This window comes from Skermanella rosea (assembly GCF_016806835.2).
Taxonomy (GTDB): domain Bacteria; phylum Pseudomonadota; class Alphaproteobacteria; order Azospirillales; family Azospirillaceae; genus Skermanella; species Skermanella rosea.
The window spans coordinates 3454238-3469216 of the sequence record NZ_CP086111.1 but is presented as its reverse complement, the minus strand read 5'-3'; the positions used below and the strand labels follow the sequence as shown (position 1 = coordinate 3469216).

Genomic DNA, 14979 nt, shown 5'->3' with positions numbered 1-14979 from the left:
GCCGGCCGGTATCGCTCGGCCGGAAGCCGGAGGACCTTGAGCTGCCCATCCAGACCGTAGAGACGCAGCGGCTGTACCAGCAGGTCGCCGGGCAACTCGGCGACCTGATCCGGCGGGGCGAATTCCCGCCGGGCCACCGCCTGCCCCCCGAACGCGACCTCGCGCGGCAGCTCGGCGTCAGCCGCCCGACGGTGCGCGAAGCCATGATCGCGCTGGAGATCGCCGGCCTCGTCGAGGTCCGGACGGGTTCCGGCGCCTTTGTCCGCAAGGCCCCGCAGGAGGCATCGCCCTCCTTCTCGGCGCCCGACATCGGCCCGAGCCCGTTCGACCTGATCGCCGCGCGCCTGCTGATCGAGCCGGAGGTTACCTTCGCCGCGGCCGCCTGCGCCACCGCGGACGACCTCACCTCGATCGCGGAGGCCCTGGACCGGATGCGGGAAGGGGTCGATGCCGGCCAGGACGTCCGGTCCGCCGACCGCCTGTTCCATGCCCGGATCGCCCGGGCGACCGGCAACTCGGTGCTGGCGTCCATGGTAGACCGGCTGTGGGCCGAGTCCGGCGAGCCGATCTTCGACGGGCTGAGCCGGCGCACCGGCCTGCCCGAGAACCATCGGGCATCGCTGACGGAGCACGCCCGCATCCTCGACGCGCTGGGGCGCCGCGACGGCCCTGCCGCCCGCGACGCGATGCGCGAGCATCTGGCGGGAGTCGAGAGGATCATGCTGGCCGAGGACTGGCCCGCACCGGGCCGGCAACCGGATAATCAAGGAGAAGAGACATGAAGGTAGGTTTCATCGGGCTCGGCATCATGGGCCGCCCCATGGCGGGGCACATCCTGTCGGCCGGCCACGAACTGATCGTGGTCAAGCACCGCTCGCCCATCCCGGACGAGCTGGTCAAGGGCGGTGCCAAGGTGGTCGACACCCGCCGTTCGGTCGCCGAGGCGGCCGACGTCATCATCCTGATGGTCCCAGACACCCCCGACGTGGAGGAGACGCTGTTCGGCACGGACGGCGTCGCCGCGGGCCTCGGCGCCGGCAAGGTGGTGGTCGACATGAGCTCGATCGCGCCCATGGCGACCAAGGAGTTCGCCCGCCGGATCAACGAGCTGGGCTGCGACTACCTGGACGCGCCTGTGTCGGGCGGCGAGGTCGGGGCCAAGGCCGGTACCCTGACCATCATGGTCGGCGGCGAGCAGGCCGTGTTCGACAAGGTCAAGCCGCTGTTCGACCTGATGGGCAAGAACATCACCCTGGTCGGCGGCAACGGCGACGGGCAGACCACCAAGGTCGCCAACCAGATCATCGTGGCCCTGACCATCGAGGCGGTCGGCGAGGCGCTGCTGTTCGCCTCCAAGGCGGGAGCCGACCCGGCCAAGGTGCGGCAGGCACTGATGGGCGGCTTCGCCAGTTCCAAGATCCTGGAAGTCCACGGCGAACGGATGATCAAGCGGACCTTCGATCCGGGCTTCCGTATCGAACTGCACCAGAAGGACCTCAATTTGGCGCTCCAGGGTGCCCGCGAACTGAAGGTGGCGTTGCCCAACACCGCGACTTGCCAGGAACTGCTCAACACCTGCTCGGCCAACGGCGGCAATGCCTGGGATCATTCGGCACTGGTGCGGGCCCTCGAACTTATGGCAAACCACGAGATCGGCGCCAAGTAGAGCGCCCCAGAACGGCCCGAACGGGCGATACAGAGGGAAAGGAACACCCATCATGGCGACACGGCAGCGCGATCTGCTGAGGGCGATGTTCGATGCCGCGGTCGAGGCGGCATTGCCGGAGAAGGTCGTGCCGCGGCATCTCCCGCCGCCGCCCAAGGGCCGCACGATCGTGCTGGGAGCCGGCAAGGCTTCCGCCGCCATGGCGAAGGCGGTCGAGGACCATTGGCCGGGACCCGTCGAAGGGCTGGTGATCACGCGCTACGGGCATGCCGTGCCGTGCCGCCAGATCGAGATCGTCGAGGCGTCCCACCCCGTTCCCGACGCGGCCGGCCACGCCGCCGCCGCGCGCGTGCTGGAGCTGGCGGAAGGGGCGGGGCCTGACGACCTGGTGCTGTTCCTGATCTCCGGCGGCGGGTCGGCCCTGCTGGCGCTGCCTGCGCCGGGCCTGACGCTGGAGGACAAGCAGGCCGTCAACAAGGCGCTGCTCGCCTCCGGCGCCGATATCGGGCAGATGAACGCCGTCCGCAAGCACCTCTCCGCGATCAAGGGCGGGCGGCTGGGTGCGGCGGCCCATCCCGCCAAGGTGGTCAGCCTGCTGATCTCCGACGTGCCCGGCGACGATCCCTCGGTCATCGCCTCCGGCCCCACGGTGCCCGACCCGTCCACCTTCGACGATGCCCGCGCCGTGCTCCGGCGTTACAACATCACGCCGTCGGACGCGGTGCAGCGCCACCTGGACCGGGGCGAGGACGAGACGCCGAAACCCGGCGATCCGCGCCTCGCCAATGTCACCAACGTGATGATCGCGACGCCGCAGTTCTCCCTCGAAGCCGCCGCGGAGGTGGCCCGCAAGGCAGGCGTAACCCCGTTGCTGCTGGGCGACGCGCTGGAAGGGGAGGCGACGGAGGTCGGCAAGATCATGGCAGGCATCGCGCTCTCCGCCGCGACCCACGGCCACCCGCTGCCGGCGCCCTGCGTCCTGCTGTCGGGCGGCGAGACGACGGTGACTGTACGGGGCGAAGGGAAGGGCGGGCGCAACGTCGAGTTCCTGCTTTCCACCGCCGTCGCCCTCAACGGCGCCAAGGGGATCTGGGGCATCGCCGGCGATACCGACGGTATCGACGGGGCGGAGGAGGTGGCCGGCGCCATCATCACTCCCGACACCCTGCGCCGCGCCGCCGAGCGCGGCATGAACGCGAAGGCGAAGCTGGCCGACAACGACGGCCACACCTTCTTCGAGGCGCTGGGCGACCAGGTCATCACCGGACCGACCCTGACCAACGTCAACGACTTCCGCGCGATCCTGATCGATCCGGCGGAGTAGGGGGCGGCATGGCAAGGCAAGAGAAACGGCCGTTCGGCGAGGGCGTCGACCTCCACACGCTGGCGAACGACAGCGGAATGGCGGTGGAGATCCTGACCTATGGCGGCGTCGTCAAGGCGCTTCACGTTCCGGACTCCGCGGGCCGCATCGCCAACGTCGTGCTGGGCTTCGACCGGCTGGAGGACTACACGGAGCCCGGCCGCTACTTCGGCGCCATCATCGGGCGTTACGCCAATCGGATCGCGAAGGGCCGGTTCACCCTGGACGGCGAGGATTTCACGCTCGCCGCCAACAACGGTCCCAATGCCCTTCATGGCGGCCCGGGCGGCTTCAACACCCGGATCTGGCGGGCCGAGCGTGCCGGGGACGGCGCGCTCGCCCTGTCATACCGGAGCGCGCACGGGGAGGAAGGCTATCCCGGCACCCTCGACGTGACCGTCACTTACACGCTGGGCGACGACAACGCGCTGCGGATCGACTATCACGCGATCACCGACCGGCCGACCGTGGTGAACCTGACCAACCACAGCTTCTTCAACCTGACGGGCGACGGCTCCGGCAACGTCGAGGGGCACGAGGTCTATCTGAACGCCTCGCACTATACGCCGGTCGACCCGACCTCGATCCCGACCGGCGCCATCGAGCCGGTAGCGGGAACGCCGTTCGACTTCACCCGTCCGATGACGATCGGCGCCCGCCTGCGCGACGGTCATCCGCAATTGGCGATCACCCGCGGCTACGATCACAACTACGTGCTGGACAAGCCTTCGCCCGGTGACCTGACGCTCGCTGCCCGGGTGCGCGACCCGGTGTCGGGGCGGGTGATGGAGGTGCTGACGACCGAGCCCGGCGTCCAATTCTACAGCGGCAACTATCTCGACGGCACCCTGATCGGCGCCGCCGGGAAGATCTACCGCCAGGGCGACGCGCTGTGCCTGGAAACCCAGCATTTCCCGGATTCGCCCAACCATCCGCATTTTCCGTCGGCGCGCCTGGACCCCGGCGATGCCTTCCGTTCGACCACGATCTACCGGTTCGCCTGACGGCCGCCCCTCGACGACGCCGTCAGTTCGCCCTGGACGGATGGAAGACCGCATCCAGGCTCGACGCATCTAGGATGTTCTCCGCCCATGCCGTCAGTTCGTCGTCGGAGGCGGTATGGACCGTGTCGAAGGTCGATTGGGGTATTTCGCCGAAGCGCCGTCGCAGCAAGCGCAGCAGGATTTCCGCTTTGCCTTCAGCCCTACCCCGAGCCATGCCCTCGGCTTTCCACTGTTCCGCCGCGATCGACATGATCCTTGCCTCCTGACCGGGTACGATCTCCCTCAGCAGGTCCCGAAGCATCGCAGCCTCGACCTCATTGGGCTCGGAAACAATGTAGCGTACCAGGGTCACCAAGTCATCGGTGCTCAGGGCCGCTGCGGCGCGACCGACCTCGACCAGGATCTGGCGCAGGTCGCCGCCCCGGCCGCCATGCTTCAGCAGAAGAAGCCCGATCCGGAGTTCCTTCTGCCGTGACAGCCCGGCATCGTCGATCCTTCCGAGGTCGGTGAGAGAGTAGCGGAAATCCAAGAGATAGGGCCGTAGCGTCTCGTCATCGAGATCGACAGCCTCCGCGAAGGACAGGGGTACGCCCCACTCCGCCGCGCCGTGATAGACCACCAGGGGGAACAGCAGCGGCAGCGGCCGTAGCTTGCCGTCCTTCGCCTTTCCCTCCCCCTTGTCCCACGACAGCCAGAACTGCGTCATATAGCCGAGAAGCTGAAGGCCGACCCGCGGGTCGGGGGCGGCCTTATGCTCGATCAGGACATAGAGATAGGCCTCGCGTCCGTCCCGCAGGCGTACGCGGTAGAGCCGGTCCGTCCGATATTCCCGAAGTTCCCGATCCACGAAGGAGCCCTGCACCAGCACCGGCTCATCGGGACCCAGCAGCTTCGCGATCTCGGGCGGAAGCCGCTCCCGGAGCAGCGCCCCGGCCGTGCCGGGCTGCTCCAGCAACCGTTTGAAGAAATGGTCGTGCCGGCGGATCAGGCGGGAGTGCATGGCGGGGAGCAACCGGGCGGATGGAACATGTGCGCATGCAATCGCATGAACCCGACGGATAGACCAACCGGGATCCTGTCCGTTCGGCCTGCGTCAAATCCGCCGATGACCGGCCCGCCTTGCCCCAAGTTTCACGCCCAGTCGTGATCGGCCATGGTTCCCTTGGGCAAGCCGACGGCGTCCACGTCGAGCGTGTGGACGATGGTTCCGTCGGGCGTCCGGGTGGTGAAGACCGTATGGCCGTTCTTCTCGACCCAGGTCGTCTTCAGATCGACCCCATGCTTCCCGGTGAAGAACGCGGAAGCGATGCGGTCGCCTTCGGCGGCCTTGAAGCCGACGATCCTGTCATGACCCATTCCCTGAAGTGAGCCGTTCCAGCTCATCAGGAACAGGTCGGCCCCGCCGCCCCCATGAAAGGTCTCGTTGCCCGAGCCGCCCTCGAACAGGTCGGCGTGCAGGCCGCCGGTCACCGTCGCATCACCGGCTCCGCCATGGAAATCCAGCCGGGTACCCTCGGAGACGGTGAAGGCCTCGATCCCGTCGAAGGTGCCGGCAGCTTCGAAAGCCCAGCCGTCGCCGTCCTGGAACCACAGGCTGCCGCCGGATCCTTCATCGTCCAGATCGATGGCGATGCGCGCCGGAGCGGTCGCGGTCGATCCGGTGTAGGGATCCACGAGCACCCGGGCATCGTCCGCAACGACGTGCAGGGTATCGCGGCCCGTCCCGCCGGAGAACAGGGAGGAGGTCTCCCGGACCGTGCCGTGCTCCTCGAGCACCAGCACGTCGTTGCCGTCGCCGCCGGATAGGTCGTTGCTTCCCTCGCCGCCGACCAAGCGGTCGTTGCCGGCACCGCCGAAGAGTTGGTCGAACCCGGCGCCACCGGAGAGGTAATCGTTGCCGCCGTCGCCGTGGAGGACATCAGAACCGTCACCGCCGAACAGGGCATCGATGCCGTCGCCTCCCCGTAGCGTATCGTTGCCGGCTCCGCCGTCGAGCTTGTCGTCACCGGCGCCTCCGGACAAGCTGTCGTTGCCGCCCTGTCCGTTGAGGTAGTCGTTGCCGGCCTCGCCGCGGAGCGTGTCCGCCCAGCGGGTTCCATACAGGACATCGCGTACCGAGGTGCCGATCCGGGTCGTCATCGTGAGGTCCCTTGAAGAAGGAAGGTCGAGAAGAAGGACGCACTGTGTGCGCCATTGGGGTTAGTTAATAACACGTTAGCGCAGAAGGAAAATTAATCCTTTAGTAAGAATGGTGCCTGTCCTTCGGAGGTGCTGACCTTGTCCCAATAGGGCGTCGGCTGACCGAAGCGCTTCGCAAGGAAATCGATGAACAACCTGACCCGGACCGGGAGCAGCCGCATGTTGGGATAGACCGCCCAGATCGCGCTGTCTCCCGCCAGCGGATAGTCACCGAGGATCGGCACCAGCCGTCCGTCGCGCAGCAGGTCGGCGACATCCCAGGTCGACTTGATGGCGATGCCGATACCCGCGGCGGCCGCGTCCTTGATCACCTCGCCATGGTTGCTCTCCAGCGGGCCGGCGACGCGCACCGCGACCTCGCCTCCCGAACCGCCGGCACTCTCGAAACGCCACAGGCGCTGGTCGCCGAGGACAAGGCAGGCGTGCCCCTCCAGGTCCGCCGGCGTGGCGGGGGTACCGTGCTCGGCCAGATAAGCCGGGGCGGCGCAGACGACGCGGCGGTTGGTCACCAGCCGCTTCGCCACCAGCGTGCTGTCGGGCAGGGTGCCGATCCGGATGGCGATGTCGATCCCTTGGGCCACGATATCGACCACATGGTCCATCAGGTGCATCCGCACCCGCAGCCTGGGATGGGCCTTCAGGAACTCGGGCAGGACCGGCGAGATGTATTGGCGGCCGAAGGAAGCGGGAGCGGTGACCGACAGCATCCCGGCGGGCGACTGTGTCCCCGTCACCGCATCCCTGGCTTCCTCGGCATCCGTCAGGATCTTCTGCGCATAGGCCAGGAAGATTCGGCCGTCCTCGCTCAAGGCGACTTTGCGCGTAGTCCGATGGAACAGCCGAGCCCCGATCTCCCGTTCGATCGCCTGGAGGCGTTGGCTGGCCGACGCCGGTGCAAGGCCGATCTCCCGCCCGGCCGCGCTGATATTGCCAAGTGTCGCGGTGCGGACGAAGAGCGTCAGGTCGGAAAGGCTGAAATCCATTGTTTGATAAAGCCAAACAGTCAATTCGGACTCAAGGCCATTTTATGTCGGGCGGCGTTGATCCATCTTGGGGAGCAGGTTGAAGGATGCATGAAAGGATCAGCCCATGAAAGCCGTCGGCTACAGCGAAAGCCTGCCCATTACCGAAGAGCGTTCCCTGTTCGATTTCGAGGCGCCCAAACCGGTCCCGGGGCTGCGCGACCTGCTGGTGCGGATCGAGGCGGTCTCGGTCAATCCGGTCGATACCAAGGTCCGCATGCGCCGTACGGGAACACCCGAACAGCCGGTGATCCTGGGCTGGGACGCCGCCGGCGTGGTGGAAGCGGTCGGGCGCGACGTCACGCTCTTCAAGCCCGGCGACGAGGTCTTCTACGCCGGCAGCATCACCCGCCCGGGCAGCAACGCGGAATACGGCTTGGTGGACGAGCGGATCGTCGGCCACAAGCCCCGGAGCCTGTCCTTCACCCAGGCGGCCGCATTGCCGCTGACCGCCATCACCGCGTGGGAATGCCTGTTCGACCGGTTCCGCATTCCGGTCGGCAAGGCGCCGACCGACGACGCCATCCTGATCATCGGGGCGGCCGGGGGCGTCGGATCGATCGCGGTTCAGCTCGCCCGCAGGCTCACCAACCTCACCGTCATCGGCACGGCCTCGCGGCCGGAAACGCGGGATTGGGTGACGGCCTCGGGCGCGCATCACGTGATCGACCATTCCAGGTCCCTGTCGGAGGAGATGGCCCGGATCGGGTACCCGACGGTGCGCTACGTGCTATCCCTGACCCACACCGACAGGCACTGGGCGGAGATCGTCAAGGTCATGGCCCCCCAGGGGGAGATCACCCTGATCGACGACCCGGCGTCCCTGGACGTCATGCAGATCAAGGGCAAGGCCGGGACGCTTCACATCGAGCTGATGTTCGTCCGCGCCATGCACGAGACGCCCGACATGATCCAGCAGCATAAGCTGCTCGACGAGGTCTCGGGCCTGGTCGACGAGGGACTGATCCGGACCACCCTCGGCCAGGAATTCGGCACGATCAATGCCGCGAACCTGCGCAAGGCCCATGCGGCACTGGAGAGCGGCCGCTCGATCGGCAAGATCGTCCTGACCGGCTTCTAGGATCCGGCGGCCCGACCCTCCACGCAACCGCGGGGCCGACTGGGTGTTTGTTGTGCGGTGCAGTGACGGGCCGCTCCGGCGGCCCGTACCATTTCCAAACCCAGTCCACCCCCTTTGAGGAGAACATCATGGGCTTCTTCGATTTCGTGAAGGATGCGGGCCGCAAGCTGGGTATCGGCAGCGACGCTCCGACGCCGGACGAGCTGCGCGCCGAAGTCACCAAGCTCGGCCTTGAGGCCAAGGATTTCGCGGTCGACGTGAAGGACGACATCGTCACCGTTTCCGGCACCGCCCCGTCGCAAGAGCAGCGCGAGAAGATCGTCCTGGCGCTCGGCAACGTGCACGGCGTCGCCAAGGTCGAGGATCGCCTGGCCGTGGCCCAGGCTGACGCGCCTGCCGCCGCCACTCCGGCGGCCGCCAACGCTGCGCCGGAATCGCGCTTCTACACGGTGAAGAAGGGCGACACGCTTTCGAAGGTTTCGAAGGAGTTCTACGGAGATCCCAACAGGTATCAGGCGATCTTCGAGGCGAACCGGCCGATGCTGGAGCATCCGGACAAGATCTATCCCGGCCAGATGCTCCGTATTCCCTGACCGATCCACCGCGAGGCGGACGCGGAGCGCGGGCGGCCCAGGGCGCCGGCGCTCCCTCCGCCGTCTCGGAAGACGCGGGACTGCCTCAGCGCCCGTTCCACTGCCGGACGTCGCCGGTATCGACGTGGATGAAGCCCGACCTGGGATAATAGCCGACGCCGCCCTTGCCGAGCGCGAGGGCCGCCTTCCGCATGTTGCGGAGGCTCACGCCGGGGAGCGTGATGTCGACCGCCTGGCCGACCATGTGATAGCTGTGCGACGCGGTCCGGATGCCATGCCGGCGCAGGGCCGCGTTGGTCGCGGGCGTGCGATAACCTGACAGGATCTCGAAGGGCTTGCCGGCCTCCACGCTGTTCGCGACGTTGAACAGGATATCGAGCAGGGCGGGATCAATCGGGGTCGTCGCGTCGGTGCGCCAGTCTCGAAGGACCCAGTTGATCTTGTCCAGCGCGTCGACGCGGTAGAACCCGTCTTCGAAATAGGTTTCTTTGAAAAATTCGCCGGTCTGGCGATGGTAAAGGTGAAGCTTTCTATCCTTCACGGGAGCGACCGCGGCAGCGGCTGGTTTGATCGCTGAGAGGAATGCTGCGGAAACCCCCGCCGCCAGCAGCGATCGCCTCGACACCGCCCCAGATTTACCGCGAAAATGCATAAAACCGGCCCCATTATGGTTAATATCGTCACGCGAGCAATGCCCATGACTGGAAATCGTTTCGACGTCAACCCAAAAAATTTACCGATAATTAACCAAGCTAGAGATCTTTTTGGCGCAATTCCGCCCTTGCTCTCTTCCGGGTGGGATTAGCCGGAAGAGAGCCTGGGTTTCGCCGAAAGAGAGACGTGGAGACTATCCTTGGAGCAGCCAGTCGGCGGCGACTGAGCTACCCTGGACGGCACCCGCCAGTTCGGCGTGCGGCGCATCCTCGACCGCATGCCACCCGGTGAGGATCACGGCGGCATCGTCGGCCGCGTCGTCATCGACCGTTTCGGCGGGCAGCCCGAAGAACAGGTAGTCTTCCGTCGGTGCGGCGCCGCCCGGCAGTTCAGCCCCGTCAAAACTGCCGTCGCGGATCGGGCTGTAGACCACGGACTCGTCGCCCACGACGATCTGGATGTCCGGCAGATCCTCGCCGTCGTGGCTGCGGAAGCTCTCCGGCAGGACTTCCCGGGCGATCGCGATCACGTCGGGGACCGCATCGTTCGGAGCCTCGGTGGCATGGGCAGTATCGGCGGCGCTCTTGGCCGAGGCCCAGACGCCCTTCTGCCCCGAAGCGGCCGCCGTGTTGCCGCTGACTTCCAGGCCGGTGCCGTTGCCCTTGTTCACCTGCACCAGCTTGGAGCTTTCGAAGGCGTTGCCCTCGATGGAAATGTCCTTGGAGTAGATGGGGCTCGGGTGCGCCGCCTTGCTGCGATCCACCCAGATCGCGGCCTTCTGGCCGTTGTCGGGGTCGAGATAATTGTCGCCGATGTGGCTGTCCCGGGCGCCGGAGACGAGGATCGCGGCCTTGCCCACGTCCGAGACCTCGTTCCCGACGACCTTCAGGTTCTTGGCCTCATAGCTGCGCGCGTTCGGCCACATCCACTTGGCCGTCGTCCAGCCGCCCACGCTGATGCCTGCGCCCTTGGCGTCCCAGACAGTGTTGTCCTCGATCGTGACGTTGGACGATCCGCCCTTGACGCCGAGGCTGGAGGGACCGTCGCTGCCCGACACGTCGTTGCCCGCGATGCGCGAGTTGTTGACCGCGACGAAATCGATCCCCTCCTCGCCGGAGCCGGAAACATCGTTATTCAGCACCTTGACATTGTACGCCTGGGAAACCTTGACCCCATCCAGGCCGGAGCTGTGGATCTTGTTGTCCTGGATGGTCAGGTTGCGGATCGGATCGCCGAACCCGCGGCCGGACATGCCGAAATGGACGGCGTTGGATCCGGACGGCCCATCGATCACGAAGCCCTTGATCGTGACATCCTCGACCCCGAAGCCGCTGATCGCCGCACCTTTCTGCGAGGCCGCCTTGATCGTCGCCTCATGCTTTCCGTCGGCCGAGATCAGCGAGATGTCATCTTTGCGGATGCGGACGTTTTCGACATAGGTGCCCGCCTTGACCATGATGTCGGCACCGCCCGAAGCGCGATCGACGGCGGCTTGAATAGTCTTCAGAGGAGCTGAAGAGCTGCCGGAGTTTGAGTTGCTTCCGGATTTGGAAACCCAGATCTGACGATCGCCCATTTCAATGCCACTCTTTGATTGTGCGTTACAGTCCGGGATCCACTTGAGCAAAAGTGGGCTTTTACTCGCAGATTATGGGATTTTTCCGGATCTGGTGCAGCGATTTGGTGATTTGTACTTGTCTGTACAGCGAACAGGCCGGAAATTACATGCAAACGATCGAAACGGGGGAGCAAAAAAGGCGTCTGCTGTTCCGACAAAAGCCGGTACGAAGTTGTGACACGGATCCGACCGGGCTGTGATCGTTTTCAGGTCCAGAATTCTGAATATCTGTTAATAGACTTGGTCGTTGCCGGCCTCGAGGCGCAGGAAAATGCCCGTAATCCCAGCAACTACCCGGGATTTCGCGTGCATCGGAATTGGTTCCGAATTCGGAGTATTTCCCAGGTATCGATCAATAATCCGGATTCATTGGAAGGTCTGACTTGACGGTAACGATCTATTAAATCGTCCAGGACATTCTCTCGAAAGAGGTAACCCGATCTAATGATACGGGGTTCGATGAAGGGCTGAAGTTGGCGCGGAGACATCCGCGGCTCGGCCCTCGTAGAAATTCGAGAGGAACTGTAAATTGACGCCGTTTTCCAACATCACGCCGCAGCGCACCATTTGGGTTTCCAACAAGGGCAGCAACAGCAACAACGGATCCGAAGGTTCTCCGTTCAAGACGATCCAGGCCGCATTGGACAAGGCCACGCCCGGAACGGCCATCATGGTGAAGGCGGGCACCTATGTTGAGAACGTCAATTTCAAGCATAGCGGTACGGAAAAGGCGCCGATCTGGTTGATCTCGGCCGACGGCGCCGGGGCCGCGAAGATCAAGCCCGCCAGCGCGGGTACCGCGACCATCGCCGGCTTCGGCGAGGAGAACATCGTCGTTCGCGGCTTCGACGTGACGGCGCAGTCCAAGCAGAACGGCATCCAGTTCGGCATGGCCGGCACCGACTTCAAGGACATGGTCAAGAACATCGTCGTCGAGGGCAACATCATCCGCGGCGCCGGCATGGACGGCATCAAGATCTCCCAGGGCGACAACGTCCATATCCTGGGTAACACCATCATCGGTGCAGGCGACCAGGGCATCGACTTCGTCGCGGTCAATGACAGCGTCATCGCCCGCAACGACATTTCCAAGGTCACGGGTGTGGCCGGCCTGTTCGCCAAGGGCGGTTCGACGAACGTCCGGATCGAGTACAACAGGGTCCATGACGTCGATGTGGACGGCATTTCCATCGGCGGCTGGACGACGCCCAAATGGATGCGGCCGGGCATGCGCGACTATGAGGCGAAGAACGTCGTCGCGATCGGCAACGAGGTCTTCGACGTGGGCAAGCGCCCGCTCAACTTCCTGGGCGCGGTCGACAGCACGGCGACCGGCAACCTGCTGGCCGGCAATCCCAAATACTACACCGTCGTCAACGTCGCGGCCGGCAAGACGGGCGGCAAGGCGACCCCGTCCTCGGACATCACGATCAACAACAACACCATAAACCGGTCGAACAACTGGCTGAGCGTGGAGTCCGGCCAGGGCAAGGGCCTGGAGGTTTCCGGCAACCGTTTCGACGGCGTGTGGAACGGCAAGGCGGGCCCCGGTTCCGGCACGGTCGGAACGGTTCCCAAGCCGACCGATCCGGTCGACACGGTCACGGTGACCGACGCGAGCTACACCATGCCGTCATCGGTCGAGAACGCCAACGTGACGCGCTCGGGCGGTTCCAAGGTCACCGGCAACGCCAAGGACAACGTGATCAAGGGCGGCTCCGGCAACGACGTGCTCGACGGCGGCGTCGGCAACGACCGATTGACCGGCGGTGGCGGCAACGACGTGTTCGTGATCGCGAAGGGCAAGGGCAACGACGTCATCACCGACTTCAAGGCCGGTGCCGGGGCGGGCGACACGGTGCGCCTGGAAGGAACGCCTTTCGGCAGCTTCGCGGCGGTCAAGGCGGCCATGAAGCAGTCCGGTGCGGATGTCGTTCTGGACCTTGGTGGCGGGCAGACGCTCAAGTTCCTGAACATCAAGATCGCCGCCTTCGCGGCCGACGATTTCGGGTTCAGCCCGGCCGGTTCGACGCCGACGCCCCTACCGACCCTGGCCCAGTGGCGCGAGAGCGTCGCGTTCACCAGCACGATCAAGGGCACGTCGAAGAACGACACCCTGACCGGCACCGACCGGAATGATCAGCTCGACGGCGGCTCGGGGCATGACGTCATGCGGGGCGGCAAGGGCGACGACACCTACGTGGCCGGAAGCATCTACGACAAGGTGGTCGAGAAGCCGGGCGAGGGGATCGACACCGTCAAGCTCTGGGACGTCTCCTACACGCTGCCCGACAATGTCGAGAACCTGATCGGGCTCAGGGCGGGCGGCATGACACTGACCGGCAACGGCCTGTCGAACATCATCAAGGGCAATGCCGGCAAGGACACCATCATCGGCGGCGGTGGCGCCGACCAGCTCTACGGCGGCGGCGGAAGCGACAGCTTCGTGTTCAACGGCCTCGGCGACAAGGGCGACGTGATCATGGACTTCAAGGTCGGCCAGGACATCCTGGACCTGAGGCCCTTGATGTCCGGGCACCGTGCGGACTACGACGTCGAGGTGGTCGCCAAGGGAGCCGGAGCCGTGGCCGTCTGGGTTCATCACGACGGCAAAGTGGACGAGCTTGTCACCCTGGCGGGGGTCGGGTCCGACGATATCGGCTCGATGCAGCCCGGCAAGGCGGCTTGGCTGCTGGTCTGATCGACCGGCCGGCCGCGGGGGTGCCGGGCAGGCACCTCCGCGGCCGGCAGGCGTCAGGCCATGCGCTCGCGCAGGTCGCCGAAGCGGATCATCCTGCGGCTGTCCTCGTCCCACAGGGCAAGGCTCACGGTCTTCAGGCTTTCGATCAGGCCCAGGGCGCGGACCCGCTGCAGGTCGGGAATCGACAGGTGGCAGTCCCTCAGCCTGTAGTTCGGGATCTTCGACGACAGGTGATGCACGTGGTGGTAACCGATATACCCGGTCAGCCAGTGCAGCCACCGCGGCAGGTCGTAGAAGGAGCAGCCGTCCAGCGCCGCGGCGTGGAAGTCCCAATCGTCCTCGTGGTGCCACTGGACCCCGTCGAACTGGTGCTGCACGTAGAACATCCAGATGCCGATCGTCGCGGCCAGCAGGATGACCGGACCCCAGACCATCAGGACCGGCAACCAGCCGAACAGGAGCGAGGCCGCCACGAGTGCCGCCAGGATCGCGGCGTTGGTGCCCAGGACGCTAGTCCAGGCGGCACGATCGTTGGTGCCGTCCCCGATCGCGATCCGGTGGCGGATCAGGAACATGAAGGCCGGGCCGATGCCGAACAGCACGACCGGGTGCCGGTACAGCCGGTAGCGCAGCCGGCCCCAGCGCGACAGGGCCAGGTATTCCCGAACCGTCAGCGTGGTGATGTCGCCGATGCCGCGCTTTTCCAGGTTGCCCGAGGTGGCGTGGTGGATCGCGTGTTCGCGCTTCCAGTAGCCATAGGGCGTCATGGTCAGCACGGAGAGGCAGCGTCCGAGCGCGTCGTTGGCCCAGCCGGACTTGAACAGGCTGCCGTGACCGCAGTCATGCTGGAGGATGAAGGCCCGCACCAGGAAGAAGGCGGCGGGGATAGCGAGCAGCAGTGTCAGCCAGTATCCCACCTGCAGGCTGAAGCCCATCAGGACGGTCAGGCCGGCGAGGGGCAACAGTGTCGTTCCGATCTGTCCGACGCTGCGCCCCAGGACGGGCTGCTTGAAGGCCGCGAGCTGTTGGGCCCAGCGGCGAGCTGCCTGCTTTCTGTCCTGAAAGGTCGCAGGCGTTG

General features: G+C 65.6%; 13 protein-coding genes and 1 pseudogene. 8 read left to right on the top strand and 6 right to left on the bottom strand.

Going from position 1 to position 14979, the window contains the following annotated elements:
• Window positions 1-41: 41 nt before the first annotated feature.
• The 5 genes and pseudogenes from JL101_RS36905 to JL101_RS16095 all read left to right on the top strand — a co-directional run.
• Window positions 42-203: pseudogene (locus JL101_RS36905) on the top strand (FadR/GntR family transcriptional regulator); the annotation flags it as partial.
• A complete protein-coding gene (locus JL101_RS36795; RefSeq protein ID WP_407697328.1) occupies window positions 204-782 on the top strand; it encodes a FadR/GntR family transcriptional regulator in 579 nt (192 codons plus the stop codon).
• Window positions 779-1666 (top strand): 2-hydroxy-3-oxopropionate reductase, encoded by an 888-nt coding sequence (gene glxR / locus JL101_RS16105; protein ID WP_203097336.1) that lies wholly within the window; start codon window positions 779-781, stop codon window positions 1664-1666. Before JL101_RS36795 ends, glxR begins: the two co-directional genes overlap by 4 nt.
• Window positions 1667-1718: 52 nt before the next feature.
• Window positions 1719-2990: a glycerate kinase type-2 family protein gene (locus tag JL101_RS16100; RefSeq protein ID WP_203097335.1), complete on the top strand. Its 1272-nt coding sequence runs from the start codon at window positions 1719-1721 to the stop codon at window positions 2988-2990.
• Between the two features lie 8 nt (window positions 2991-2998).
• Window positions 2999-4033, top strand: coding sequence for an aldose epimerase family protein (locus JL101_RS16095; protein WP_203097334.1), 1035 nt, complete (start codon window positions 2999-3001; stop codon window positions 4031-4033).
• Window positions 4034-4055: 22 nt separating this feature from the next.
• On the opposite strand, the gene JL101_RS16090 is transcribed toward JL101_RS16095, so the two are convergent.
• The 3 genes from JL101_RS16090 to JL101_RS16080 form a co-directional block, all read right to left on the bottom strand.
• A complete protein-coding gene (locus JL101_RS16090) occupies window positions 4056-5033 on the bottom strand; it encodes an Rpn family recombination-promoting nuclease/putative transposase (RefSeq protein WP_203097333.1) in 978 nt (325 codons plus the stop codon).
• Window positions 5034-5164: 131 nt separating this feature from the next.
• Window positions 5165-6172, bottom strand: coding sequence for a calcium-binding protein (locus JL101_RS16085; protein WP_203097332.1), 1008 nt, complete (start codon window positions 6170-6172; stop codon window positions 5165-5167).
• A gap of 92 nt (window positions 6173-6264) precedes the next feature.
• Window positions 6265-7215: a LysR family transcriptional regulator gene (locus JL101_RS16080; RefSeq protein WP_203097331.1), complete on the bottom strand. Its 951-nt coding sequence runs from the start codon at window positions 7213-7215 to the stop codon at window positions 6265-6267.
• Window positions 7216-7321: 106 nt separating this feature from the next.
• On the opposite strand from JL101_RS16080, the gene JL101_RS16075 reads away from it, so the two are divergent.
• A complete protein-coding gene (locus tag JL101_RS16075; protein ID WP_203097330.1) occupies window positions 7322-8335 on the top strand; it encodes a zinc-binding alcohol dehydrogenase family protein in 1014 nt (337 codons plus the stop codon).
• Between the two features lie 128 nt (window positions 8336-8463).
• A complete protein-coding gene (gene lysM, locus JL101_RS16070) occupies window positions 8464-8928 on the top strand; it encodes a peptidoglycan-binding protein LysM (RefSeq protein WP_203097329.1) in 465 nt (154 codons plus the stop codon).
• An 85-nt stretch (window positions 8929-9013) separates the two neighbouring features.
• On the opposite strand, the gene JL101_RS16065 is transcribed toward lysM, so the two are convergent.
• Both JL101_RS16065 and JL101_RS16060 read right to left on the bottom strand, forming a co-directional pair.
• On the bottom strand, window positions 9014-9469 hold the full coding sequence (locus JL101_RS16065; RefSeq protein WP_203097328.1) for a YcbK family protein: 456 nt from the start codon (window positions 9467-9469) through the stop codon (window positions 9014-9016).
• Between the two features lie 306 nt (window positions 9470-9775).
• On the bottom strand, window positions 9776-11158 hold the full coding sequence (locus tag JL101_RS16060; protein ID WP_203097327.1) for a right-handed parallel beta-helix repeat-containing protein: 1383 nt from the start codon (window positions 11156-11158) through the stop codon (window positions 9776-9778).
• A gap of 571 nt (window positions 11159-11729) precedes the next feature.
• Between JL101_RS16060 and JL101_RS16055 the strand changes: the two genes are divergently transcribed.
• A complete protein-coding gene (locus JL101_RS16055; protein ID WP_203097326.1) occupies window positions 11730-13901 on the top strand; it encodes a right-handed parallel beta-helix repeat-containing protein in 2172 nt (723 codons plus the stop codon).
• A 53-nt stretch (window positions 13902-13954) separates the two neighbouring features.
• Here the strand turns inward: JL101_RS16055 and JL101_RS16050 are convergent, their stop codons facing one another.
• Window positions 13955-14863: a fatty acid desaturase gene (locus JL101_RS16050; protein WP_203097325.1), complete on the bottom strand. Its 909-nt coding sequence runs from the start codon at window positions 14861-14863 to the stop codon at window positions 13955-13957.
• Between the last annotated feature and the right edge of the window lie 116 nt (window positions 14864-14979).